This is a genomic window from Aggregatibacter kilianii, from assembly GCF_003130255.1.
Taxonomy (GTDB): Bacteria; Pseudomonadota; Gammaproteobacteria; order Enterobacterales; family Pasteurellaceae; genus Aggregatibacter; species Aggregatibacter kilianii.
Genome location: NZ_NRCN01000001.1, coordinates 1,093,255 through 1,114,541 on the forward strand (window position 1 = coordinate 1,093,255; position 21,287 = coordinate 1,114,541).

Annotated in this window: 27 protein-coding genes; 18 read left to right on the top strand and 9 right to left on the bottom strand. The window is 44.5% G+C overall.

Features of this window, described 5'->3' with window-relative positions:
- The first annotated feature begins 63 nt into the window (after positions 1 to 63).
- The 12 genes from DK428_RS05090 to DK428_RS05150 all read left to right on the top strand — a co-directional run bounded on the left by DK428_RS05090 (position 64) and on the right by DK428_RS05150 (position 6,261).
- Positions 64 to 906, top strand: a complete 843-nt coding sequence (locus DK428_RS05090; RefSeq protein ID WP_109090080.1) for a hypothetical protein — start codon at positions 64 to 66, stop codon at positions 904 to 906.
- 188 nt (positions 907 to 1,094) lie between these two features.
- Positions 1,095 to 1,304, top strand: coding sequence for a helix-turn-helix transcriptional regulator (locus DK428_RS05095; protein WP_005759142.1), 210 nt, complete (start codon positions 1,095 to 1,097; stop codon positions 1,302 to 1,304).
- A 10-nt stretch (positions 1,305 to 1,314) separates the two neighbouring features.
- Positions 1,315 to 1,587, top strand: coding sequence for a helix-turn-helix domain-containing protein (locus tag DK428_RS05100; protein ID WP_109090081.1), 273 nt, complete (start codon positions 1,315 to 1,317; stop codon positions 1,585 to 1,587).
- A 2-nt stretch (positions 1,588 to 1,589) separates the two neighbouring features.
- Positions 1,590 to 1,916 (top strand): hypothetical protein, encoded by a 327-nt coding sequence (locus DK428_RS05105; RefSeq protein WP_109090082.1) that lies wholly within the window; start codon positions 1,590 to 1,592, stop codon positions 1,914 to 1,916.
- Entirely contained in the window at positions 1,913 to 2,143 is a 231-nt protein-coding gene (locus DK428_RS05110; RefSeq protein WP_109090083.1) for a hypothetical protein, read from the top strand. The genes DK428_RS05105 and DK428_RS05110 overlap by 4 nt, the downstream gene beginning before the upstream one ends.
- Before the next feature lie 31 nt (positions 2,144 to 2,174).
- Positions 2,175 to 2,939, top strand: a complete 765-nt coding sequence (locus DK428_RS05115) for an antA/AntB antirepressor family protein (protein WP_109092126.1) — start codon at positions 2,175 to 2,177, stop codon at positions 2,937 to 2,939.
- A gap of 72 nt (positions 2,940 to 3,011) precedes the next feature.
- A complete protein-coding gene (locus tag DK428_RS05120) occupies positions 3,012 to 3,422 on the top strand; it encodes a MarR family transcriptional regulator (RefSeq protein ID WP_109090085.1) in 411 nt (136 codons plus the stop codon).
- Positions 3,423 to 3,745: 323 nt separating this feature from the next.
- Positions 3,746 to 4,024 carry an ash family protein gene (locus DK428_RS11790; RefSeq protein ID WP_239493787.1) on the top strand — a complete coding sequence of 93 codons (279 nt, stop codon included), beginning with the start codon at positions 3,746 to 3,748 and terminating at the stop codon, positions 4,022 to 4,024.
- Entirely contained in the window at positions 3,978 to 4,172 is a 195-nt protein-coding gene (locus tag DK428_RS11795) for a host cell division inhibitor Icd-like protein (protein WP_239493782.1), read from the top strand. Before DK428_RS11790 ends, DK428_RS11795 begins: the two co-directional genes overlap by 47 nt.
- Positions 4,165 to 4,395: a hypothetical protein gene (locus tag DK428_RS05130; RefSeq protein WP_109090086.1), complete on the top strand. Its 231-nt coding sequence runs from the start codon at positions 4,165 to 4,167 to the stop codon at positions 4,393 to 4,395. The genes DK428_RS11795 and DK428_RS05130 overlap by 8 nt, the downstream gene beginning before the upstream one ends.
- The gene (locus tag DK428_RS05135) at positions 4,388 to 4,591 is read left to right on the top strand and encodes an iduronate-2-sulfatase (protein ID WP_239493783.1); all 204 of its coding nucleotides are present in this window, start codon (positions 4,388 to 4,390) and stop codon (positions 4,589 to 4,591) included. Before DK428_RS05130 ends, DK428_RS05135 begins: the two co-directional genes overlap by 8 nt.
- 1,316 nt (positions 4,592 to 5,907) lie before the next feature.
- Positions 5,908 to 6,261, top strand: coding sequence for a LysR substrate-binding domain-containing protein (locus DK428_RS05150; protein ID WP_204352449.1), 354 nt, complete (start codon positions 5,908 to 5,910; stop codon positions 6,259 to 6,261).
- 191 nt (positions 6,262 to 6,452) lie between these two features.
- Here the strand turns inward: DK428_RS05150 and DK428_RS05155 are convergent, their stop codons facing one another.
- The 6 genes from DK428_RS05155 to DK428_RS05180 all read right to left on the bottom strand — a co-directional run bounded on the left by DK428_RS05155 (position 6,453) and on the right by DK428_RS05180 (position 12,073).
- Positions 6,453 to 7,406 (bottom strand): zinc-binding alcohol dehydrogenase family protein, encoded by a 954-nt coding sequence (locus tag DK428_RS05155; protein ID WP_109064770.1) that lies wholly within the window; start codon positions 7,404 to 7,406, stop codon positions 6,453 to 6,455.
- Positions 7,407 to 7,453: 47 nt separating this feature from the next.
- Positions 7,454 to 8,971 (bottom strand): ABC transporter permease/substrate-binding protein, encoded by a 1,518-nt coding sequence (locus DK428_RS05160; RefSeq protein ID WP_109064771.1) that lies wholly within the window; start codon positions 8,969 to 8,971, stop codon positions 7,454 to 7,456.
- Positions 8,972 to 9,072: 101 nt separating this feature from the next.
- On the bottom strand, positions 9,073 to 9,897 hold the full coding sequence (locus tag DK428_RS05165) for an ABC transporter ATP-binding protein (protein ID WP_109064772.1): 825 nt from the start codon (positions 9,895 to 9,897) through the stop codon (positions 9,073 to 9,075).
- Positions 9,887 to 10,747, bottom strand: a complete 861-nt coding sequence (locus tag DK428_RS05170) for an SDR family oxidoreductase (protein ID WP_109064773.1) — start codon at positions 10,745 to 10,747, stop codon at positions 9,887 to 9,889. The genes DK428_RS05165 and DK428_RS05170 overlap by 11 nt, the downstream gene beginning before the upstream one ends.
- Positions 10,748 to 11,116: 369 nt before the next feature.
- On the bottom strand, positions 11,117 to 11,548 hold the full coding sequence (locus DK428_RS05175) for a LysR substrate-binding domain-containing protein (RefSeq protein WP_239496886.1): 432 nt from the start codon (positions 11,546 to 11,548) through the stop codon (positions 11,117 to 11,119).
- Positions 11,549 to 11,854: 306 nt separating this feature from the next.
- Positions 11,855 to 12,073, bottom strand: a complete 219-nt coding sequence (locus DK428_RS05180; protein ID WP_204352450.1) for a HesA/MoeB/ThiF family protein — start codon at positions 12,071 to 12,073, stop codon at positions 11,855 to 11,857.
- A 166-nt stretch (positions 12,074 to 12,239) separates the two neighbouring features.
- On the opposite strand from DK428_RS05180, the gene DK428_RS05185 reads away from it, so the two are divergent.
- Positions 12,240 to 14,105, top strand: a complete 1,866-nt coding sequence (locus tag DK428_RS05185; protein WP_109064774.1) for an acyltransferase family protein — start codon at positions 12,240 to 12,242, stop codon at positions 14,103 to 14,105.
- Between the two features lie 58 nt (positions 14,106 to 14,163).
- On the top strand, positions 14,164 to 14,787 hold the full coding sequence (locus DK428_RS05190; RefSeq protein WP_109064775.1) for an FmdE family protein: 624 nt from the start codon (positions 14,164 to 14,166) through the stop codon (positions 14,785 to 14,787).
- A 273-nt stretch (positions 14,788 to 15,060) separates the two neighbouring features.
- Here the strand turns inward: DK428_RS05190 and deoR are convergent, their stop codons facing one another.
- Both deoR and deoC read right to left on the bottom strand, forming a co-directional pair.
- Positions 15,061 to 15,810 (bottom strand): DNA-binding transcriptional repressor DeoR, encoded by a 750-nt coding sequence (gene deoR, locus DK428_RS05200; protein ID WP_109064776.1) that lies wholly within the window; start codon positions 15,808 to 15,810, stop codon positions 15,061 to 15,063.
- A gap of 24 nt (positions 15,811 to 15,834) precedes the next feature.
- Positions 15,835 to 16,506: a deoxyribose-phosphate aldolase gene (deoC, locus tag DK428_RS05205; RefSeq protein WP_109064777.1), complete on the bottom strand. Its 672-nt coding sequence runs from the start codon at positions 16,504 to 16,506 to the stop codon at positions 15,835 to 15,837.
- Positions 16,507 to 16,740: 234 nt separating this feature from the next.
- Here deoC and DK428_RS05210 point away from each other — a divergent pair, with 234 nt between their 5' ends.
- A complete protein-coding gene (locus tag DK428_RS05210) occupies positions 16,741 to 18,108 on the top strand; it encodes a patatin-like phospholipase family protein (protein ID WP_109064778.1) in 1,368 nt (455 codons plus the stop codon).
- 23 nt (positions 18,109 to 18,131) lie between these two features.
- On the opposite strand, the gene DK428_RS05215 is transcribed toward DK428_RS05210, so the two are convergent.
- Complete coding sequence (locus tag DK428_RS05215; RefSeq protein ID WP_065295506.1) at positions 18,132 to 19,037, bottom strand: DMT family transporter; 906 nt, start codon at positions 19,035 to 19,037, stop codon at positions 18,132 to 18,134.
- Between the two features lie 275 nt (positions 19,038 to 19,312).
- Between DK428_RS05215 and DK428_RS05220 the strand changes: the two genes are divergently transcribed.
- From DK428_RS05220 to DK428_RS05230, 3 genes are all read left to right on the top strand, one after another.
- The gene (locus tag DK428_RS05220; protein WP_109064779.1) at positions 19,313 to 20,359 is read left to right on the top strand and encodes a YeeE/YedE family protein; all 1,047 of its coding nucleotides are present in this window, start codon (positions 19,313 to 19,315) and stop codon (positions 20,357 to 20,359) included.
- Between the two features lie 9 nt (positions 20,360 to 20,368).
- Positions 20,369 to 20,590 carry a sulfurtransferase TusA family protein gene (locus tag DK428_RS05225; protein ID WP_050692775.1) on the top strand — a complete coding sequence of 74 codons (222 nt, stop codon included), beginning with the start codon at positions 20,369 to 20,371 and terminating at the stop codon, positions 20,588 to 20,590.
- Between the two features lie 172 nt (positions 20,591 to 20,762).
- On the top strand, positions 20,763 to 21,164 hold the full coding sequence (locus tag DK428_RS05230; RefSeq protein WP_109064780.1) for a pyrimidine dimer DNA glycosylase/endonuclease V: 402 nt from the start codon (positions 20,763 to 20,765) through the stop codon (positions 21,162 to 21,164).
- The last annotated feature ends 123 nt before the right edge of the window (positions 21,165 to 21,287 follow it).

Consider the following 21,287-nt stretch of genomic DNA (forward strand, 5'->3'; position numbering starts at 1 on the left):
GGTCGATTTTGACGATATTTTACTGCTTAAGAATACCTTAGATTAAATATTAAGGTTGAACAGATGGAAAAACTTTATAAACTAAAAAAATGGCTCACTATTGATGAAGCCGCCCACCGATTAAGTATTGAGTTAGGCGAAGATGTAACTAAAGCTGATATTTTCCAGTTAGCATCGGATGAACAACTTAGAATTTCAGTTAATTTCCCTCATGATTGGGATGGAAAGATTTGTCATGTTACAACGGATCTTGAATTAGCTTCAAAATTTAAGGAAATAACCGGACTTGAGGGAGAAGTTGTCAAAATATATGAGTATGAGAAATGTAATTCAGACGAGTTTATAAAAGTGCATCCTGAATTATACCTTCTCAAAGCTGGAGTTTATGAAGTTAAATTAATTGGAAATTCTAAAATTGATATTGAAAATGCATTTAAATTCGAAAGAAACTTAAAACTTACCCCGGTTTATAATTTGGCAGGCTTTTATGTGTTTACAAATAACGGAATTGTAATAGAGCGTCAAACTGTTGTTGATGATATACCTTATATAGAGCTGGAAGGGCTTGAACGTGCCAATAAATACGAAAAATTTCATTATCCCTGTTCCGGAATAAAAGAAATTGATGGCGCATTTTTCGTTATTCAAACAGAGCATTTAAACCAATTTTTAGCTAGTTTAGATAGTGACGTAGGTTCCAATAGCAAATTAGATTTAGATAATGCTATGTATCTATTAGGCGAAGTTTTACAGATAGTCGGTACTAGAGCAAAGAAATGGACACAAAGTGAAATCATAGACAAGATTTTAGAGCGTCGCCAAAATGAAAACTTTTCCACAAAAGGCTTAAAACAACGAATGATTGAAGAATATTTCGCTAACGCCAACAAAAGACTAAAACCATAATTCACCAACGCCCATTTTAGGGCATTTTTCATACCCGCTAAAACTCCTTAAAAATTAATCCTATTTTTTCGTGGCGAAAATATCTTTTTCGTTGCGATGATTCAATATTTTCACTTTTCTACAATCTACTCCGACACAACGAAGCCCTAAGCGGTTTCAACCATTCCAACCAGTACGGAGTAAACACAATGAATCAATCAGATCGCATTATCCGCCGCCTTGAGACCATGAAAATGTTAGGCGTAAGCAAATCCACCTTTGCCGATTGGCAAAACCCTAAATCGAAGCGTTACCGCCCGGACTTTCCAAAGAAAATTCAATTAGGTGTTAATTCAGTTGGTTACTTGGAAAGCGAAATCAACTCTTACATTGCCAAATTGGCAGAAGCAAGAGCGTAGGAGGGCGTTAATGATTATTTCCACCACCAGCACACACGAACAGCGCCGATTCACCATTGAACGGTTAAGAGAACGCCCGCACAGCACCAACGAACTACGACAAATGGGCGTTTATTCTCCGCCGGCACGCATTAAGGAATTGCGTAATCAAGGTTATCTAATCGATACGTTCTTCCGTGATGAAACCGATAACACCGGCTTAACCCACCGTGTAGGCGTTTATGTTCTACATGAAAACATAGTAAGTCAAAAACGCAACGAGACGAGCATAGAGGGACTTTAACTATGAATAATACGGAATCATTAACCAAGAATCAAAAATGCAACACAGTGACGCTATGGAGCATTTACGCAATTATTGAGCGCATGTATGAAATAGCCGATTTATCATTTGATGGAAAAATAACACAAACCCGAATTGATGAGACCGGGCAAAAGGTACAAATTCCGTTCACGCATAAAGACGCTTTAGAGTTTATTTGCGATCAAGCCACTTATGCTCTGATGGAAATAGACCTACTGAAAGGACAGCTTGAAATGCTAATTAGCAATCAAGAAGACAAAAGCGAATCGGTTGATTTGCCGGTGGTAGATTTAGGAGGTGCGCAATGACAGAGCAAGCGACAGACCAAACCACCAACGAAGAACAGGAAAAGCCCACGTTAGAAATGGCGCGGGAATATATCGCCAAACTACGGGAAGTTACCGGCTCAATGGTAGAGGGAAGAAAACTTAAAGACCACCTGACGCCCGCCGACGTATGGAAACTTGTTCACGTGCACTTAGGCAAAGCAGATCGTCTGATTGAAATCGCACAAGAGCAACTAAAGAGAATTTAGGCAATGAGTTACAGGAAGGAAATGCGACAAGATGAAAACTGAAATTATTAATCTATTACAAACTACACAAGCCCTTGATGGTGGAAATCAAGGTATTAATGCGCGCGATGTTCACCGACTTTTGAAATCAAAACGGCACTATTCAATGTGGATTAAAGCACGAATCGAACAATCGGGCTTTATTGAAAATCAAGATTTCGCTATTGTTCAAAGTTTAGTCGTTGATTTGCCAAAATTGGCAAGCAAAAAAAGCGATTGTTTTTTGCGCAACAAAATGGGGGAGCAAAAAGAAACTCGAGGAGGACACAATAGGGTTGATTATATCGTTTCCCTTGATATGGCAAAGCACCTTTGTTTAATGGAGAAAAATGAAATCGGCAGAGCCGTTAGACAGCACTTTATCGACGCGGAAAGACAGTTAAAACAGGTCGCACCGACAGTTTATAAAAACACGCTTGCCAAAACACAGGCGCGGCTGGCGGCAATCGACCATAACCGCGAAATGACGGACGCAATCAAGGCAACATTACAGCGCACCAATAAAGCCCCTAAAGCGTTTTATTACTCAAGGGAACAGGAAATGCTGGATAGTCTTGTTCTAGGTGAAAACGTGCGCCGGTGGAAGAAACAACAAGGCATTATTGGCAATGTGCGCGACCAATTCACCACAGAACAACTGAACACACTGAAAACCTTGCAATCCACCAACACCGCGCTAATTAATTTAGGTATGAACTACTACGAGCGCAAAGGGCGATTGATAACACTGGCAGAACGGGAACGCCACCATTCATAAACAAAAATGCCTATGCTTTCTTCAAGAATGGGCATAGGCAAGATTAAGTATTAAATTGAACAGGTTTATTATATGACGGGTTACGCAGAAAAGAAAGCGCGAAGAGGTACAAGCCCTTTTATGGGGATTAGAAAGGATATTCTTAAAAGCCCTCATTTTCGCAGTTTAACCGGTACAGAAACGAAAGTATTTCTACACCTTTACGGCGAATATAACGGCTCAAATAACGGTTATTTAGCATTACCATACAATAAAGCCGATGAAGAACTGAATATTAGTCGCCAACGACTAAGTAGAGCCTTGAAAGGTCTTGAAGTGAAAGGCTGGATAGAAAAAAGCAGGCAGGGCGGGAAAGGGCGTTTATCGTATTATGCGGTAACGATTGAACCTATTGATGCAGTATTGAAGAATGGCTTAAGTGTTCATAATTTAGCACCAACAAAGACAGCTTCTCATAAATGGCGTAATTATCCGGTGAAATAATTTTTTTCTTCAATTAGCAACAATGATTTTTTTATACTATATGGCTAGATATATAAACACGTTACAAAATCATACCAAGTCCACCCCTAAAATAAGTATGATTTTGTAACACCAAAAGCAAAAAACAGTATTTTTAGTTCAAAATTCAAACAATGACGTTACAAAATCATACCAACTTAGTTCCAAAATCACACTTGAGAAAATCGAAATAACCCTCAAAAACTGCTTTACAAACTCCCCGTATTTTTGCCAATATATTCATGCAGTCGCAAAAAACGATTGCCAGCCGTGGAAAGCTGAATAAGTTATTGGCGAACGATAGCATGCCTTTGAACCATGCTTTTTTTGTTCGTAACATTCGCACGCTTCAAAATAAATTGCGGATTTTGTTTCAACATTTATCAACAATTTATTCTTCAATGGTAGCGCGTAATAGGCAACCCTTTGCGGTTGGCTGTTTTCCAATAACGACAGTTTTCCACCCTGTTACGTTCTACCGCCCGACCGTGGAAAGTATAGCGGTAGTTTCTAAAATCAGTTATTGGAATCTACGCAATGAAACAATTCATTTTTGTGGCTATTCGCCGTACCGATTTATCTAATCAGATTCAAAAAATCCGTATTATCGCCGCAACGGAGCAGGAAGCCCGCCGCCAATTAGCGCGCGTTTATATCCTGCTGCTTGCTGGTCGTATCAATCTTCAAAACTCCCTGAAATCCAATCGTACTTTGGAGGTGATCCATGACTAATCTTGATTCTTTGATTTCTCAAAAAACAAAAGACCACACTATTTTAGATCGCTTTAGTGAAGCACAAGCCCTTGTGTATCTACTTCAATCTTATATCAAAGATGATGAAGAAACAGCGATTAAATGGGGATTAAGCGCACTGGAAGGCGTTTTAGAAAACCTTTACAAAGAAATTATTCAAATCACAAAAGAACAAGCATTGGAGGAAATGAATCATGAGTAACGTAGAAATGAAACAATTAGATGCGATGGACGAAATCACAAAAAATCTTGCCCAAGCGGAAGCTATTTTACTTATGGTGGATAACAACATAAAGGAAACGGCAGTAAGTGATTCACTTTGGACGGTGCGTGATCTGATTGCGCGGACTAAAGACGCGGTAAATGTGCTTTGGGAGGGCGGAAATGAAACCAACTAACCCAATGGCACAGCTGCAACACTGGAAATTTATTCATTGCGCAAATTTCCTATATTCTTCTGTTACTCAAGAAAAATAAAATTCTAAATAAAACAATCGATTATTTGTTTGTTGTGGATCGCCGAAAAAATCAAAAAACTGCCGAAAACCGCGACGCCGAAACCTCGTGGCTTAGGCAACCCCATCGGGAGTACCTTTTGCCAAAAAATACTTAATGAGTTATAAACAGTCATTTTTATTTGTTGGAATTCTCTTTTTATAATGTCAAAAAACTCTCATGCAGTGGCGGAAATGCGAAAGGTTAAAGCAAATTGCGAAACGGATAGCTACCGTAACAGCCGATTTAATGCCGTGAAGCATGGCGGATATAGTACGGCTTTTCTCTCTTTGAGTAAGGCAGAACGGAATCAAATTATTGACCGGCTAAACCGTAGCAAAAGGCGCTTGCATGGGGTTGATTTTAAAATTTCGCCAATCGGATAAAGGGGCGGGGTAGAATCTCTACAGCGTTCTAAACTCAAAACCGCCTAATTAATGCCATTTCCACCACCGCGAAATTAAGATTTTATGATGATGGCAGATGACGGCGACTAAAAACGAACTTATTACCCTTTGAACAAAAGGTACTCCCGGACGGGCTAGGGCTTCCATGGGGTAATGGGCGCGCGGAGACTGCCAATTTTTCACATTTCTAACCATCATCATCTTCCGGTTAAATCGCTTTTTTATAATGCCTGAAAACCTCTTTTTTATAGCGTTCAGAAACCTCCCTATTGCTGCTACTTTATATAATGACTTTTGATTTTAGTAACACAAATAGTAACACGATGATTTTCTGAATTAATCAAAACACTATTCTATAAGGGTTTATAAACATTGATTCAGATGACCCCAGCCCACCAAATAACAATCCAAAGCAAACTTATTAAATCCTAAAAGCCCTTGAAAATATTAACCTCAAGGGCTTTTTTATATCCTAAGCGTTCCTATTAAATCCTATTAAATCCTATCAAATCCTTGAATTTTAGTTATACGCTTAGTTATGCTGATAGTTGTATAGCAAAACCGATATAACTAAAACCATACAAAATCGGTTAGCAAAAAGCGTTAACGATATTTTAGCTATACCCAATTTTTAAAAGTCTGATTGTCGTCGGAGTCGGAGTTCTTCAGGATAGTTTTCAACTCTCAGAACTAAGCGATATGGCACGCACAATCACACCGTTAAACAGCACGAAAATAGACAAAGTAAAGCCACAGGAAAAAGAATTCACCCTATCCGATGGCAAGGCGCTTTATCCTACTGATTAAGCCTAATGGGGCTAAGTTATAGCGGTTTAATTATTACAAGCCTTGATTTCTCCTATCATGGCGGCAGCTTCAGCGGTATTACAGACCAGGCCTTGCAAACGATGGGATTACAAAGAAATGTCAGCCTGTCGGTGCAAAATTTTATCGTTTTGCCCGAATTGCTGGCGCAAAGTGATTTACTGGCTATTGTGCCTGAGCGTTTGATTGCCAACTTGCCCAATCTCAAGCGCTTTGAGCCGCCCCTTGAAATTCAAGGCTTTACCAAAACCCTGATTTGGCACGAACGGGCACATAAAGATCCTGCGTATCGCTGGGTAAGGGAGTTGATTGAAAAGGCTTGTTTGGTTGAAGAGGAATAAAAGAGCGTCTGAAATCTAATTTTTAGGGGGGCTTAACCCGAAACACATCGATAAACAGTTTAAACACATTGGAATGCCCTCGGTGGTATCTAAGTGTGTCGGTAGTACCTGACTTTCCCCTATTCTTCCTGTTTGGACAAATCCGCTATAACTGTTTTCAGATGATGTTTTTAGACAGCAGACAGACAGCTTTATCCGTTTACCACCACCACTTTCCCAAATCCGTCCGCGCTTTGCAAAAAGCAGTGGGCTTTGGGAACTTGTTCCAATGTAAACACGCGTTCAATTAAGATTTTCACATTAAACTGCCGGATATAGTCAAACATTGCCTCCAGCTTAGCTTGCGACACATTGCCCGAATAAAAGGCGGTGAGATAGCTGTTGTTTTTGAGTTCGACAATCGGATCAAAATCGTTTACGTACCATATGTTACCAAGCTGCCCTGTATTGCAGACGATGCCGTGTTCGTTGATGTGGGAGAAAGAATCACGCAAAGTTGCCGGCCCGACCAATTCCAGAATTTTGTCATAGCGTTGGTCGGTTTGCAGTTTGCCATCGGCTTCAGTAATCACTTCGTCAAATCCAACCGCTTGCAAACGGGCAGCTTTGGCAGGATTGCGCGTTGAACCGTGCAGCATGATATGCGGAAACTGCGCTTTGAGCAGCTGTGCAAAGGCTACGCCTACGCCGCTGCCTGCACCACGCACCAGCACACGATCTTGCGGCGCGATACGAAGCTGCTGTAATGAGCCGAATGCGGTGTAGTAGGTTTCGGGAATTGCGGCAAGGGTTGTCCAATCCAAATCGGTATGAACGGGGTAAATTTGTTCGTTGGGCAGCAACACATATTCGGCGTAACTGCCGTCAAAGGCACGCCCCATTTCGCCCATAATAGAGACGACCTTTTGTCCGACCGCTAGCGCGGGCGTGGAACTTTGCGCCACTTCGCCTACACATTCAATTCCCAAGATGCGCGGAAATTGGACAGACGGCGATTTGCCTTCGCGTGTGAAAATCTCGGAATGGTTGATGCCGAAGCCTTTGATTTTCACCAGTGACCAACCCTCTTTGATATCAGGTGTTGGCACGTCTTGATAAATCAATTGTTCCGGGCCACCGGGTTGGTAGATTTTTACGGCTTTCATAATACCTCCCTAAGAATCTGATGCTTTCAGGTAGCCTGCTGCCAATTTTACTTTCCTAACAACCCATTTTTCTCCAAATAATCCCGCGCCACGTTTTCTGCGCTTTCACCTTGCACTTTTACGCGGTAGTTCATCTCGCTCATTTCCTCTTCGCTGATTTTTCCCGCCAGTCGGTTAAGTGCGGTCACAATTTGCGGATTTTTTTCGGCAAATTCCGCTTTCATCAGTGGCGCGCCCTGATAGGCTGGAAACAGAGAAATATCATCTTTCAGTAGGCGCAATTGATATTGTTTCAACTCAGCATCGGTAGAAAAGGCTTCTACTAGGTCGATTTTGTCATTCAGCAGAGCCGTATAGCGCAGGGCAGGTTCTAGGCTAACAATATGTTTTAGCGTGATACCGGCTGCCTGCATGCCTTTGTAGCCGTCCGCTCGGTCGGTAAACTCCAGTGAGAAACCTGCTCGGATATCGGGCGCAGCCTGCTTTAAGTCGCTAATTGTCTTCAGTTGGTGCGCCGCGCCGTAGCTTTCTTTGACCGCCAACGCGTAAGTGTTCTGATAAGACATCGGCGGCAGAAACTCCAGCCGATATTGTTCCGCCAATAATTGTTTGCCCCGTTGATAGGTTTCATCTGGTGACAGATGGCGGTTCTTCTGTTCAGTTGGCGCTTGTACTAAGGCTTCTAGCACCGTACCGGTAAATTCAGGGTAAATGTCGATTTCACCACTATTCAGTGCGTTAAACAGGAAGGTGGTTTTACCAAAATTAGGTTTGACTGTAACTCTGATATTCGGATTTTCACGCTCAATCAAGAATTTATACATGTTAATCAGAATATCAGGCTCGCTACCCATTTTGCCGGCAATCACCACGTTTTTTGTGGCAGGCGTAAATGAAATCTGCGACAGACCGAGTGCACCGAAGCCCACCGCCAATGCAAGAATAATCGGCAATTTGCGTCGCGATTTCTGCAACAGTCCGATAATGCCGCTTACGCCGACCGCCAGTAACGCGGAGAGCAATGCGCCGGTAAACGTCATCGTCATGTTGTTGCGGTCGATGCCGAGCAGAATCAGGTTGCCCAAACCGCCTGCACCGATTAACGCCGCCAGTGTTGCCGTGCCGACAATCAGCACTGCCGCCGTGCGAATGCCCGAAATCATGGCAGGCAAAGCCATCGGCAGCTCAATCCGCCACAGCGACTGCCAACGCGACAGGCCGAATGCGGTGTACGCATCTTGAATCGATTGGTCGATTTGGGTCAGCCCCAAATAGGTATTTTGAAAAATCGGCAACAGCGCGTATAGCGTGAGCGCAATCAATACGGGCGGCGAACCGATACCGACAAACGGAATCAGCAAACCCAGCAGCGCCAAAGATGGGATAGTTTGCAATATATTGGTGAACTGCAATACCGCTTCGGCCGCACGCTGTCTGCGCGCAAACAACACGGCGGCAGGCACGGCAATGGCCACTGCCGCGAGCAAAGCCAGTCCGGAAAGCCATAAATGCGTAAGCAGCATTTGCCAGAGTTCTTCCGGGGTAACGTTTAGGGATGAGAACATAGTTTTAAATTTTATGGTTAGTATGTTGAATAATAGATGTTTATGTTTGCTTTACAGCAAGGTGTTAGCGCCTTGAAAGAGGTTTCAGACGGCCTTCACCATCATAACACTGCCCTTCTCACAGCTTCCTGTTCCTGTTTATCCAACCGTAAGAATTGGTGGATGATGCGTTCGGCATCGGGTGTGTCGGCGGTGGAAAACAGCGATTGCACATAATCGTTTGCCGGCTGCTTTTTGATTTCTTCAGGTGTGCCGATTTGTACCAGTTTGCCGTTATGCATTACACCGATACGGCAAGCGAGTTTGGCGGCTTCCTGCATATCGTGGGTAACGAAAACGATAGTGGTGCCGAATTTTTGGTGAATCATAGCAATTTGGTCTTGCAGCACGGTGCGCACCAGCGGGTCGAGCGCGGAAAACGGTTCGTCCATCAGCAGTACTTGGGGCTTGGCGGCAATGGCGCGCAAAATGCCGATGCGCTGCTGTTCGCCGCCGGAAAGTTCATGCGGATAGCGGTCGCGGTAGTGTGCAGGGTCAAGTTCCACCAACTCCAATAATTCATTCACACGCGTTTTGCGTTCGGCTTTCGGCCAGCCCAGTACGTCTGGCATGAGTTCGATGTTTTCCGCGACGGTCATGGTGGGGAACAGGGCGATTTGCTGCAATACGTAACCAATTTGGTGGCGGAGCTGGCGGATGTCGTAGTCTTTAATTCGTTTGCCGTGCAGATAAACGTTGCCATCGGTCGGTTCAATTAGCGCGTTAATCATGCGTAAAGTGGTGGATTTTCCGCTACCCGAGCCGCCTACCAACACGAAAAATTCACCCTGATAAATGGTCAAATCCAAATCGCGCACGGCATATTTGCCGTCATATTGCTTGCCTACGCCACGAAATTCGATAAATGGGATAAGATTATTTTGCATATTGTGCCTTTACTACGTCTTCAAAATTAAGCGGCGCGCGTCCCAACAACTGTGGCAGGTCGTCTGAAACGGCAGCAAGTTCGCCTTTGGCAATGGCGGTGTAGGTGGAAACCCATGCCTCAATCTGCCAATCGGGCGTATCAGGGTACGCGGCTTTGCGGCTGGCGAAGGCTTCTTCTAGGGTTTCGTTGTAGTAGCGGTGCGGTTTGCCGGTGATTTCGGTTAAGACGGCGGCTATTTCAGCAAAACTTAATGATTGGGAGCCTGTCAGCGTGTAGGTCTGATTGTCGTGGCGGAGATTGCCGCATGCGATGTCGGCGATAACGTTTGCCGCCGCTTGGGCAACATCGTGCTGAGAAACGCAGGCAACGCGCCCGTTATCGGCTGGGCCTGCGATGATGCCGTCTGTATTGGCAATCGTTGCCATCATCTCGCTGTAAAAATTGTCGCGCAGAAAGGTGTAGCGCATATTTGTTTGCAGAATCGCATTTTCGGTAACCGCATGGGTACGCGCCAGCATGAAGGTGCTATCCAACGCCGCCTGTGCAAAAGAGAGATAGACAATATGCTTCACGCCCGCTTCCGAAGCAGCCTGCACCAAAGTCAAATGCTCCTGTTCGCGCGTCGGGCTTTCGGCGGCGGACACCATAAACAGCACGTCCACCCCGTTTAACGCCTGCTTGGCAAGCTCCAAATCGCCATAGGCAAACCGCCGCGCCTCACAGTTCGGCAGAACGGGCGCTTTGGCGGGGTTGCGCAGCGGCAGAATTAGCGGCAGGCCACGTGAGTTGAGGTGTCGGGCGACCATGCCGCCGATGTTGCCGCTGGAACCGGTGATGGCGATGTTCATGAGGAACTCCTTGGGGAACTGTGTAGATATAGGATAAGGGTAGCTGAAAAAGTGGCTTTAGGGTAGTAGGAAGTTTGTATTCAGGCAAAGCAACGCTCAATTGGCCACTTTCTATCAATGGCACAGCATCACCGGAACGTAACACCGCCAACCCCGTGTCGGCACAGGCCTATTCTCGCGCCTCCAAAGAGGAATCATGACCACATGGGGCATTTCCTGCCGTTGATTAAAATAAAAAAATATTCGGAATTTATCATGAATTTCATCCCTAGATAGATCGTGGTAGAACGGTTTTTAAATAACAAATACAAAAGTGCAGTCAGATTTCAAAGCATTTTTGCAAATTCCTTTCAAAATCTGCCCACTTGCCTATCTCTCAAATTCTTTTTTCAAAATCCCTTCAAGCATTTCAAATACTTTCAATACCCTTAGTGGCGTAACGGTTTCGTATGGACGGTATAAAAACAGTTGCCATTTTTGAATCTCCACTTCAGAAAATAAACGAACAAGCTGCCCGGGTTTTAGATGAGGCTCACACAAGAAATCACTCAACATCCCTGCTGATTTTCCTTGCAATACTGCCTGTAAATAGCTGAATAAATCTGTACTTAAAAAGTTGATACGGCAAGGGTTCAGCACTTGGTCAGTATTCAGCGGGAAATGCCATGCTCTCCCTGTGCTGAGGTTGATTTGTCCGGCAAAAGGATAGCGTTCTGCCAAATCATCTAATGAAGTAGGTTTTCCTAGTTGTGCTATGAGATCCTGATAGCGTAAGCGTCTCCTGATGGAGCAAGCGTCCACGCTTGTGCCATTACAATCTATTGTGGTTTGGGAGTTAGCAAAATCCCGAGGCAAGCTCACGAATAAATTTCACCGGAAAATATAGTGATATTTGGCGATAAAGTAATTACCTGTTCAAGTTCTTCATTTTCTTCTAATGACAAAAAAGTGCAGTGACAAAATCGAAAGGATTTTGAACGTTAGTTTTGCCAACGGCTCCCCAGATACCGCGCCCCTCCTGACGCGTACTTTTATCTATCTAAAAAATAAGCAAACTGAAGTTATTCATGAAAATAGTAAAAATCTGAATCAAATGAAATTGATGTTTTAGGCACGCGTTAGGAAACGCGTACCATCGTAGGGGTCGTGATCGGCGATGATGAGTTTGCTGACGCCCGAAGCGGCGAGATACGGGAGGGCTGCTGCACCCAGCCCGCCGCAGCCGACGACAAGGACGCGGGCGGCAAGGATTTTTTCCTGTCCTTCGATACCGATTTCGTCGGAAAGGATGTGGCGGCTGTAACGGAGCAGTTGGTGGTCGTTCATGATGAGGTCGTCTGAAAACTTTTTGAGCCTGAATTCAGGCGGTAAGTTATCATCTCTAGACTGTATTTTGATTTTGTATGCTCTTTAAATTTAATAGGGGCGTGAAACTAAATATCGAGTTTATACTCATAGTAAACATCACTTAGATTAGTATTAGGTATGAGTTATGAGTAAAGTGTTGAAATATCGTCCTGATTTGGACGGGATACGGGCATTGGCCGTTTTATCGGTCATTGTATTTCATATCGATCCCCAATGGCTACCGGGTGGTTTTTTGGGTGTGGATATGTTTTTCGTGTTGTCGGGATATTTGATAACGACCATTATCAGCCGCGAGATTCATGACGGCAGCTTTTCGTTTCTCGAGTTTTACAAACGCCGCGCCAAACGCATCTTGCCCGCCTTTGTTTGTGTGCTGCTTTGTACAACGGTCGTTGCCGCTGTCTGCTTTTTATCTTTTGATTTGCGCCAATACGTCAAATCCGCCGTCTTCGCCTTGCTGTTTGCCGCCAACCTGTTCTTTGCCCGTCGTGGCGGTTATTTTGATGCGGACGCGACGGAAAAGCCGTTGCAGCACATCTGGTCGCTGTCGTTGGAGGAGCAGTTTTACTTTATTTTCCCCGCGTTGCTGATTTTGTTTTTCCGTATCAGCAAACGGCGCAATGCGCGGACGTTCATCCTTTTGCTAATTGTCATCAGCCTGTTTTCCTCGCTGTTGCCGACATTGGGCATGGAGGCGTATTTCCTGCCGCATGTACGCGCTTATGAGCTGTTGGTCGGTTCGCTTTTTGCCTTTATTCCGCTCGCCGAACAAAACGATAAAGCCAGTACACCGCTATTCGGATGGCTGATGATGGCGGTCATCGCCGTCACGTTGGTGCTGCCTTACGGCGTCCTGCCAGGCGCAGGAAACATCGAACGGCTGCTTTGCTGTACGGCGGTCGGCGGTTTGATTTATTCGGGCAAATCATTGCAGATGCAGGAAGGTTTCAATACATCCAAATTGTTGAGTCTCAAGCCTGTGGTGTTTATCGGGTTGATTTCGTATTCGCTGTATTTGTGGCACTGGGTGGTGTTGGCGATGATGCGTTACATCTATATGGACGCGCAGCTTCCGCTTGCTACATCGGCACTGGCTGTCATCATCATGCTGCTGTTGTCGGTGTTGTCTTATTATTTTGTGGAAACACCGGCGCGGAAGGTAAAGAATTTTACGACGGCGGAATTCAAATGGAGCATGGCGGCTTATTTCGCACTACTGATTCCCGCGACAGCCTACCTGATGACCGGCAAACCCGCCGCGTTTGAAACCACTTTGTACAAGGCTGATGAAAGCAAAATTTGCGCAGACACGCTGACCAAAACCGACTGCGCCGTCGGTACGGCAAACAAAAAGCCTGAAGTTTTGGTCATCGGCGACTCACATGCCGCCCATTTAAGCCCGTTCCTCGACATTGTCGGCAAAAAAGAAGGCTGGTCGGCAGACGTCATTACGTCCAACAGCTGCGCCACCGCGTTCGGATTTACCCTGCCCGACAGCGACCGCCGTGCCGACCGCTGCAATCCGTATAACAGTTTTATCGAACAAAAAACCAAAGACTATCCTGTCATCATCATTTCTCAACGTTGGTTCCTCCATACCGCCAAACCGGAATTTTTAGAACGGTTCAACACAATGCTGGAGGATTTCGTGAAGGCGGGCAAGCAAGTGTACGTTTTGGCCGATACGCCTATGGACGGACAGCTACCGTTGCGGCGTTATTATCTGAAACAAAAGCTTGGCATCGACATCAATTATGTTTCAGAGGATAAAAAGGGAGAAATCCGCGATTCCGCCAAGTCGGAAGATGAAATCGAAAAAATCGTCAAGCAGCACCGCAGCGTACAATGGGTGGACTTTATGCAGTACATCCCCGCGGATAAATTCATAGATGGGCTGCCTGTATACTTCGATACCAACCACCTCAACTCGTTCGGTTCAAGTAAAATTGCCGAAATGTTTATCAACGATAAACGCACCCTGTTGAAATAAGCACAAAGGTCGTCTGAAAACATATTCAGACGACCTCTTTAAAGTAAAAGGATACCGTATGACTCAAGAACATTTCCCCGAATTTTTCGAGCAAGCCCCGACGCTGACCGTCCAAGACGCGCTCGCCGAATTTCTCGGCGCGGCAGAGGAGGGCATCATGCAGTATCGCTACGCCGATGCCGTCCGCCTGTGCGGACATTCCTGTCCTACCGTCGCAGGCGCGTACCTCATGACGCTCAAAGGCTTGAAAGCACTTTACGGCAGCGACCTGCCGCAGCGCGGTGGAATCGAAGCCACCATGCAGGGCGCGCGCGACGAAGGCACGGTCGGCGTTACCGCATCCGTTGTCCAACTCTTAACCGGCGCCGCTCCCGAAACCGGCTTCGGCGGTATCGGCCCGCAAGGACGCTTCGCCCGCCGCAACCTGTTGAGTTTCGATGCCGACATCGAAGGCACGCTAACCCTACGCCGCAAAGACAACGGCAAAATCGTCACCGTTAGCCTCAACACCGCCATGCAGCCCTTCGCCTCCGAAATGCGCGACATCATGCCCAAAGCCGTCAGCGGCACCGCCACCGCAGAAGAACTCAAACGCTTCGGCGAACTCTGGCAGGCGCGTGTTAAAGCCTTTTTGATTGATTTGGCAGACGATCCCCAATTCCTCATCGTTCGCGAAATCTGAAGCCGCACCGCATTTTGAACGGCGATACGCCGTTTGAGGTCTTGCAAGCTTATTTTTCTCAACCTGTGGTGTAAACAACGCAACGATTTCCTACAGTGCAACTGCTACATAATTTGGGATTTTTCTTTTTAGTAACACTGAAAGTAACATCAAAAGAATTTGAATTTAACTTTAACTTTCCTATTGCATATCAATAGATATTAAATGCAAATTCAACTGACCCCGGAAAATAACAAAGCCTTGAGAATCAAAACTCTCAAGGCTTTTTTGTTGTTATTTTATTTGTAGTTGTGGGACATCGCCGAAGGCGGAGGGGAGCGGTTGGTTGGAGATCAGTAAATCAAACTGCGTTAGTTCGCCAATGTAACCTTGTTGGGTTTTATGCACTTTGTGGTGATCAAAAACCAAAATCGTCTGTTGAGTTTTTGCCATGGCTTTTTGTTTCACTTTCACTTCTTCCAAACTAAAACAAGTGACGCCTTGTTTGATGTCCACGCCGGCGGCGGAAATAAAGGCTTTGGTGGTACAAATGGCGTCCAGCTCGTTGTCAAGCCGTATGGAGGCAAATAAGGAGTTGTGTCGTGAATAATGTCCGCCGCACAAAATGACATCGCAGTAGGGTTTGTCCTGCAATGCCATGAAGCTGTTGATGCTACAGCAAAGTGCGGTGAATTTTATGGACGGATCAATCTGCGAAATAATAAAAGGGATAGTGGAGCCGCAGTCGAAAAATACCACATCACCGTCTTTTACCAAGGAGGCTGCCAGCTTGCCCACCCGCATTTTTTCGGTGACATGGCGTGTTTGCTGATCGAAAATTTGATAATTATTGCCGACTTTTTGCGGGTTCATAACAATGTAACCGCCTAACAACACCACGTTGCTACCATCATTGCTTAAATCACGGCGTAATGTCATTTCCGACACATCTAACATTTCCGCTGCGTCACGCAAATGAATTTTATCCATCTGCTTTAATAAGAATTCTAGCTTTTGTACCCGTGAATGTTGTTTTTTAACCATGGTAGTGTTCCCAATTTAGGTAAATTAATAAGTGCTATTGCTGTCCTGCACGCCGTGAATAATCGCAATACCTGCACTGGCACCAATGCGAGTGGCACCGGCTTTAATCATAGCAAGGGCAGTTTGCGTATCTCGGATACCGCCGGAAGCCTTCACGCCAATGTCGCCCACAGTGTGTTTCATTAATGCTACATCTTCCACTGTTGCACCGCCTTTATTAAACCCAGTCGACGTTTTCACAAAAGCCACCTTCAAGGCTTTGCAGATTTCGCAGGCTTGTACGATTTCCTCTTTGGTGAGCAAACAGGTTTCTAAAATGACTTTTAATGGCGTGCCGTTGCAGGCATTTAAAACTGTTTGAATATCTTCTTTTACCGCCGACCATTTGTTCGATTTTATCCAACCAACATTGATGACCATGTCGATTTCATTGGCGCCGGCGGTAATGGCTTCTTGGGTTTCAAAGGCTTTGACCGAACTTAAATTAGCCCCTAACGGAAAGCCGACGACGGTGCAGATTTTTACATTGGAGCCGGCAAGTTTTTGTTTTGCCAAAGGAATATGACAAGAATTAATACAAACGGAAAAGAATTGATGTTCAATGGCTTCATCACAGAGTTTTAGAATATCCGCATCGGTTTTTTCGGCGGTAAGTGCGGTGTGATCAATATAATGGGCGATTTGTTTTGTGTTCATCAGCTGTTCTCCTTCAAGAAAATCATTTGGGAATTATAACGAAAAAATTTTTGTAGAACGTGATCGGGATAACATTTTTAAGGATTTTTCTCGGGCAGCATCGGTTTTGTGAGATTCTTAACATTGGTAGAAAGCGTTCTTGCCTAAAAACACAAGCAAAACTCACCGCACTTTGCCCCTTCGGGTCAAAAGCAGTAGAATGCATTCAGGCCCATTTTTACCATTCACACGCTTATGAAACATCGTTTTCCTTTTAATCTCACATGGCTTGTTAGTTGCATTATCGGGCTATCGGCCTGTAATCTGGTGACCTATCAACCTACTGAAACCATTACCCAAATCGAACCGCAAACAGGTTACCGTTTAAGTACCGCCATGGAGCAGGCGCTACAAAAAGAAAATTTGCTGATCGTAACTTTTTCCGGCGGTGGATCACGCGCGGCCTCATTAGGGTATGGTGTGTTGGAGCAGTTTAAAAACACGCCGGTTCGGCCGACGGAAAAGGGCGATACGTTGTTGGATAATATTGATGTGGTGTATGGCGTGTCCGGCGGGGCTGTGTTGGCCGGTTATTTTTCTTTGGAAGGGCGGGATGTAATCCCCAAATTTAATGAGCATTTTTTAAACAAAAACCTTCAGAAGGAATTGATTTCGCAAGTCTTTTCGCTTTCCAATATGCCCCGTTTAACCTCCTCGCAATTTGGCCGTAGCGATTTGTTGCAGGAACGGCTGAATTTGACGTTATATAAGAACAAAAAATTTGCCGATTTAGCTACTCAACGTAAAGGCCCTTTTGCGGTAATCAGCGCAACAGATATGACGGCAGCTCAGAAAGTGAATTTTACGCAAGATTTTTTCGATGTGCTGTGCCTGAATTTGAATGATTTGCAAATTGCCCGCGCCGTGGCCGCATCAAGTGCGGTGCCTTTGATTTTCTCGCCAATCACGCTAAATAATCATGGCGGAAATTGTCATTTTTATCACCCCTTGCGCATGACATCGCAATATCAGCTCAGCTCGTTAGCGCAACAAAATTTGATGGCGATGAAGGCATACGTGACCCGCTATCAAGACACGCAATCACACCCTTATTTACATTTGGTGGACGGTGGTTTGACGGACAATTTAGGTCTGGCCGGCTTGTTGGATATATCCAATGTAATGCAGTTAGAAGAACTTTATGCCATGTTAGAGCAAAGCCAATTACGCAACATTGTGGTGGTTAATGTGAATGCACAAAATGAAATCACCACGGAAATGGATAAATCGGCGGACATTCCCGGCATTACCGATGTGGTGAATACGGTCATTCGTGTGCCGATTAATAAAACCAGTGAATCGACCTTGCAATACTCGCAGAAATTTACCGAACAATGGAATGCATACGCTAAGCGACATAAGGGCAGGAAAATTCAGATTTATTTTGTGAATTTGAGTTTGAAGCAGTTGCCTGACGGCAAGCTGAAAAATGAGGTGCTAAATATCGGCACATCCTTCTATTTGCCGACCTCCGATGTTGAAAAATTGCGTGCCGCCGCCAAGATTTTGTTGGATCAATCAAAAGAATATCAGACGGCGCTGAAGGTGTTGCAGGAAAAATAGCGTAATTGCATTTTAGGACGTGATTATTTTATTAAACTTCTGCCCCTATTCATGATGGCAAGCCCGGCCACGGCGAGCGTGCCGCCAATGAATAATGATGAATCCACCTGTTCATTTAACCAGATGGCAGAAAAAATAATGCCAAAAATCGGGATAAGAATAATATAAGCAGAGGCATTTCCCGCACCTAGATGTTTGACGCCGTCAAAATACCAAGCATAAGCCAACACGGTCGATCCTAAAGACAAACCGATTAAACTCATCCAAGTGCTTTGTGAAAGGCTCAGGAGCGTATTCCAATCTTCTACATTTTCTACGCACAATGCAGCAATTAGCAGCAAAATAAAACCAAATACAGACGAAATGGTAGTGGCGGTGAGTGAGTCGATGCCAAATAATACTTTACGTGCCAATAGGGTATAACTTACCCAACAGAATAGGGCACAGATAAGCAAAAACTGTCCAAATCCTAAAGCGTCCAACATCTCGAACGGATGGCCTTTACTGATAGCAATTAATGGACCGCTTATCGCAATGACCATTCCTAACAACACCCAAATATTCCATTTTTCCTTAAATAAGAAAATAGCAAAAATCATCGTGAATACCGGATTGCTCGTGACAATTATCGCTGCCTGCCCCGCCGGCACATATTTTAGCCCCCAGATGAAAAAGGTGGAGTAGGCAAAAATTCCTAAGACAGCGGTAAAAAATAAGCCAATCCACTGACTTCGACGAAGCTGTTTCACATAGCGAAAACGTGTCGCTACATAAAGCCAAATCAGCAGGGGAATCACAGCGATAAAAAAGCGGCTTGCCGACGCTGTGAAAGTTGGCATGGTCTGTGCCACTACCCGCCCCCAAGGCCAAGATGCTCCCCACAAAACAGCCATACCGATAAGTTGAAGATGAATGCGGAGGTGGTTCATATGGAAATCCCTTTGAGGTTTATAGACATTGATCAGGATTTTACACATTGTCGTAAATAATGGGAATGATGCCTGATGATAATCTTTTGGTGTTCTTTGTTCCTATCACAGGATATGCCGGTAACGCGAACACTATGTTCTCTTGGTAAGTGCGGTGATTTTTTCATGTGTTTTTTTAGAACCAAAAAATATATCTCCTAGCAAAAAGTTATTGGCATGTTGCTTTGCCTTTTTTAGAAAATGTTTGCCAACATTATTGTGATAAAGGAAAGGTTATGCTTTTGACTGGGTTACTTTGCGGTATATTACTTGGGTTTGTTATGCAACGTGGACGTTTTTGTATTACCGGTGCGTTTCGCGATCTGTATGTCACTAAAAATAACAAAATGTTTATAGCGCTTTTATTAGCCATTACGGTGCAATCAATAGGTTTCTTTGGGTTAAAAGAGATTGGCGTATTGAACGTTGAACCGGCTGAAAATTTTGCCTTTTTGGCCGTGATTCTGGGGGCATTTGTATTTGGTATCGGTATTGTATTGGCCGGAGGTTGTGCCACCGGAACCTGGTATCGCGCAGCAGAAGGATTAATTGGCAGTTGGGTGGCTTTATTCACGTATATGTTACTGAGCGCGATAATGAGAACGGGGCCATTGGGTGAATTTAATAATGCGTTGCGTCGTATTAATATTGAACAACGAAATATTTATAGCACTTTGGGCATTTCACCTTGGTGGCTGGTTGCGTTGTTGACGTTTGTTACTCTCTATTATGTGTACAAGCATTTAAGCAAGCCCGCACCGAGAATGGCGACCTTAAAACCGAAGAAACATGGTCTTGCGCATTTATTATTTGAAAAGCGCTGGCATCCGTTTTTTTCTGCGGTATTAATTGGCTTAATCGCTTTATTAGCATGGCCTCTCAGTGTTGCAACAGGGCGGGAATTTGGCTTAGGCATTACCGGCCCCTCTGCTAACATCATGCAATATTTAGTGACCGGTGACGATAAATTTATTAACTGGGGCGTCTTTTTAGTGCTTGGTATTTTTGTCGGTTCTTTCATTGGTGCCAAAGGCAGTAATGAGTTTCGAATTCGTGTACCGGATGTGACCACGATTTTACGTAGTGCGTTGGGTGGTATTTTAATGGGGATTGGTGCGACTCTTGCCGGAGGATGTTCTATAGGTAATGGCTTGGTGGAAACTGCCTTTTTTTCTTGGCAAGGTTGGATTTCATTGCCATTAATGATACTGGGGACTTGGGTTGCCGCCTATTTTACGATTATTCGCCCACAGCGTTTAAAACAGTTAAAGCATAACGTCTAGGAGTATAAAATGATTGTTAAATTACCTACATTGGGGCTTGTTTGTCCCTTTCCTTTAGTTGAAGCGAAAGAAGCTATGGCAAAACTAAATAAGGGAGATTGCTTAGAAATTGAGTTTGATTGTACTCAAGCTACAGAAGCTATCCCTGCATGGGCTGCCGAGGAAGGCTATGAAGTGACAAATTATGAACAAATTGATGATGCTAAATGGACGATTACCGTAATGAAATAGGCCTCAAAGTGCGGTCAAAAAAAAACAAAATTTATGTAGCCGTAGCACAACGCTGAAATGACAACCTCTGAGCTTGTTGGCGTGTAAGTAATGTTAGTGCCACACAAATAAGCTGGACGGCATCCTGTATTTCTTCTAGTATTACGCCTCTTTATTGATTTTGTGATGATTTATGACCCGAATTAATCTTGTCCCGCCGAGTGAATTGTGCGATCAACATTTACTTGCCGAACACCGCGAACTTACCCGTATTCCTAACGCTGTTGCCAAAGGGAAATTTCACCTAAAAGGCCAACCGACGGAATATAAATTGGGTGAGGGCCATGTACGGTTCTTCTTTAATAAAATGGCCTTCTTGAAGAAACGTTATGATGCGCTTCATGCCGAATGCAGAGCGCGTGGTTTCAACGTGACATATATTTGGCCGCAAGAACTCAGCACCGATCCCGCATTATGGCTGGATTACATCCCTACCGAACAAGCCCTAGCTACCAATCGTCAACGGATTGAAGAAAGAATGCCAGCAAAGGCCAGATTTACAGACAGGAAGATTCTCTTGGAAAATGATTCATAAATCACTGACAGTGATTTATTCCTCTAATCAAACGTGGAAATAATGCGGAGTACGAATGGTATAAGCAGAGGTGCTTTCCACTCTCAGAGGTTTAACGTGGCCAACATGTCATAAAAAATATGA

Coding starts and splice junctions, on each gene's coding strand:
- DK428_RS05090 (WP_109090080.1), top strand. CDS start 64: ATGGAAAAACTTTATAAACTAAAAAAATGGCTCACTATTGATGAAGCC.
- DK428_RS05095 (WP_005759142.1), top strand. CDS start 1,095: ATGAATCAATCAGATCGCATTATCCGCCGCCTTGAGACCATGAAAATG.
- DK428_RS05100 (WP_109090081.1), top strand. CDS start 1,315: ATGATTATTTCCACCACCAGCACACACGAACAGCGCCGATTCACCATT.
- DK428_RS05105 (WP_109090082.1), top strand. CDS start 1,590: ATGAATAATACGGAATCATTAACCAAGAATCAAAAATGCAACACAGTG.
- DK428_RS05110 (WP_109090083.1), top strand. CDS start 1,913: ATGACAGAGCAAGCGACAGACCAAACCACCAACGAAGAACAGGAAAAG.
- DK428_RS05115 (WP_109092126.1), top strand. CDS start 2,175: ATGAAAACTGAAATTATTAATCTATTACAAACTACACAAGCCCTTGAT.
- DK428_RS05120 (WP_109090085.1), top strand. CDS start 3,012: ATGACGGGTTACGCAGAAAAGAAAGCGCGAAGAGGTACAAGCCCTTTT.
- DK428_RS11790 (WP_239493787.1), top strand. CDS start 3,746: ATGCCTTTGAACCATGCTTTTTTTGTTCGTAACATTCGCACGCTTCAA.
- DK428_RS11795 (WP_239493782.1), top strand. CDS start 3,978: ATGAAACAATTCATTTTTGTGGCTATTCGCCGTACCGATTTATCTAAT.
- DK428_RS05130 (WP_109090086.1), top strand. CDS start 4,165: ATGACTAATCTTGATTCTTTGATTTCTCAAAAAACAAAAGACCACACT.
- DK428_RS05135 (WP_239493783.1), top strand. CDS start 4,388: ATGAGTAACGTAGAAATGAAACAATTAGATGCGATGGACGAAATCACA.
- DK428_RS05150 (WP_204352449.1), top strand. CDS start 5,908: ATGGGGCTAAGTTATAGCGGTTTAATTATTACAAGCCTTGATTTCTCC.
- DK428_RS05155 (WP_109064770.1), bottom strand. CDS start 7,406: ATGAAAGCCGTAAAAATCTACCAACCCGGTGGCCCGGAACAATTGATT.
- DK428_RS05160 (WP_109064771.1), bottom strand. CDS start 8,971: ATGTTCTCATCCCTAAACGTTACCCCGGAAGAACTCTGGCAAATGCTG.
- DK428_RS05165 (WP_109064772.1), bottom strand. CDS start 9,897: ATGCAAAATAATCTTATCCCATTTATCGAATTTCGTGGCGTAGGCAAG.
- DK428_RS05170 (WP_109064773.1), bottom strand. CDS start 10,747: ATGAACATCGCCATCACCGGTTCCAGCGGCAACATCGGCGGCATGGTC.
- DK428_RS05180 (WP_204352450.1), bottom strand. CDS start 12,073: ATGAACGACCACCAACTGCTCCGTTACAGCCGCCACATCCTTTCCGAC.
- DK428_RS05185 (WP_109064774.1), top strand. CDS start 12,240: ATGAGTAAAGTGTTGAAATATCGTCCTGATTTGGACGGGATACGGGCA.
- DK428_RS05190 (WP_109064775.1), top strand. CDS start 14,164: ATGACTCAAGAACATTTCCCCGAATTTTTCGAGCAAGCCCCGACGCTG.
- deoR (WP_109064776.1), bottom strand. CDS start 15,810: ATGGTTAAAAAACAACATTCACGGGTACAAAAGCTAGAATTCTTATTA.
- deoC (WP_109064777.1), bottom strand. CDS start 16,506: ATGAACACAAAACAAATCGCCCATTATATTGATCACACCGCACTTACC.
- DK428_RS05210 (WP_109064778.1), top strand. CDS start 16,741: ATGAAACATCGTTTTCCTTTTAATCTCACATGGCTTGTTAGTTGCATT.
- DK428_RS05215 (WP_065295506.1), bottom strand. CDS start 19,037: ATGAACCACCTCCGCATTCATCTTCAACTTATCGGTATGGCTGTTTTG.
- DK428_RS05220 (WP_109064779.1), top strand. CDS start 19,313: ATGCTTTTGACTGGGTTACTTTGCGGTATATTACTTGGGTTTGTTATG.
- DK428_RS05225 (WP_050692775.1), top strand. CDS start 20,369: ATGATTGTTAAATTACCTACATTGGGGCTTGTTTGTCCCTTTCCTTTA.
- DK428_RS05230 (WP_109064780.1), top strand. CDS start 20,763: ATGACCCGAATTAATCTTGTCCCGCCGAGTGAATTGTGCGATCAACAT.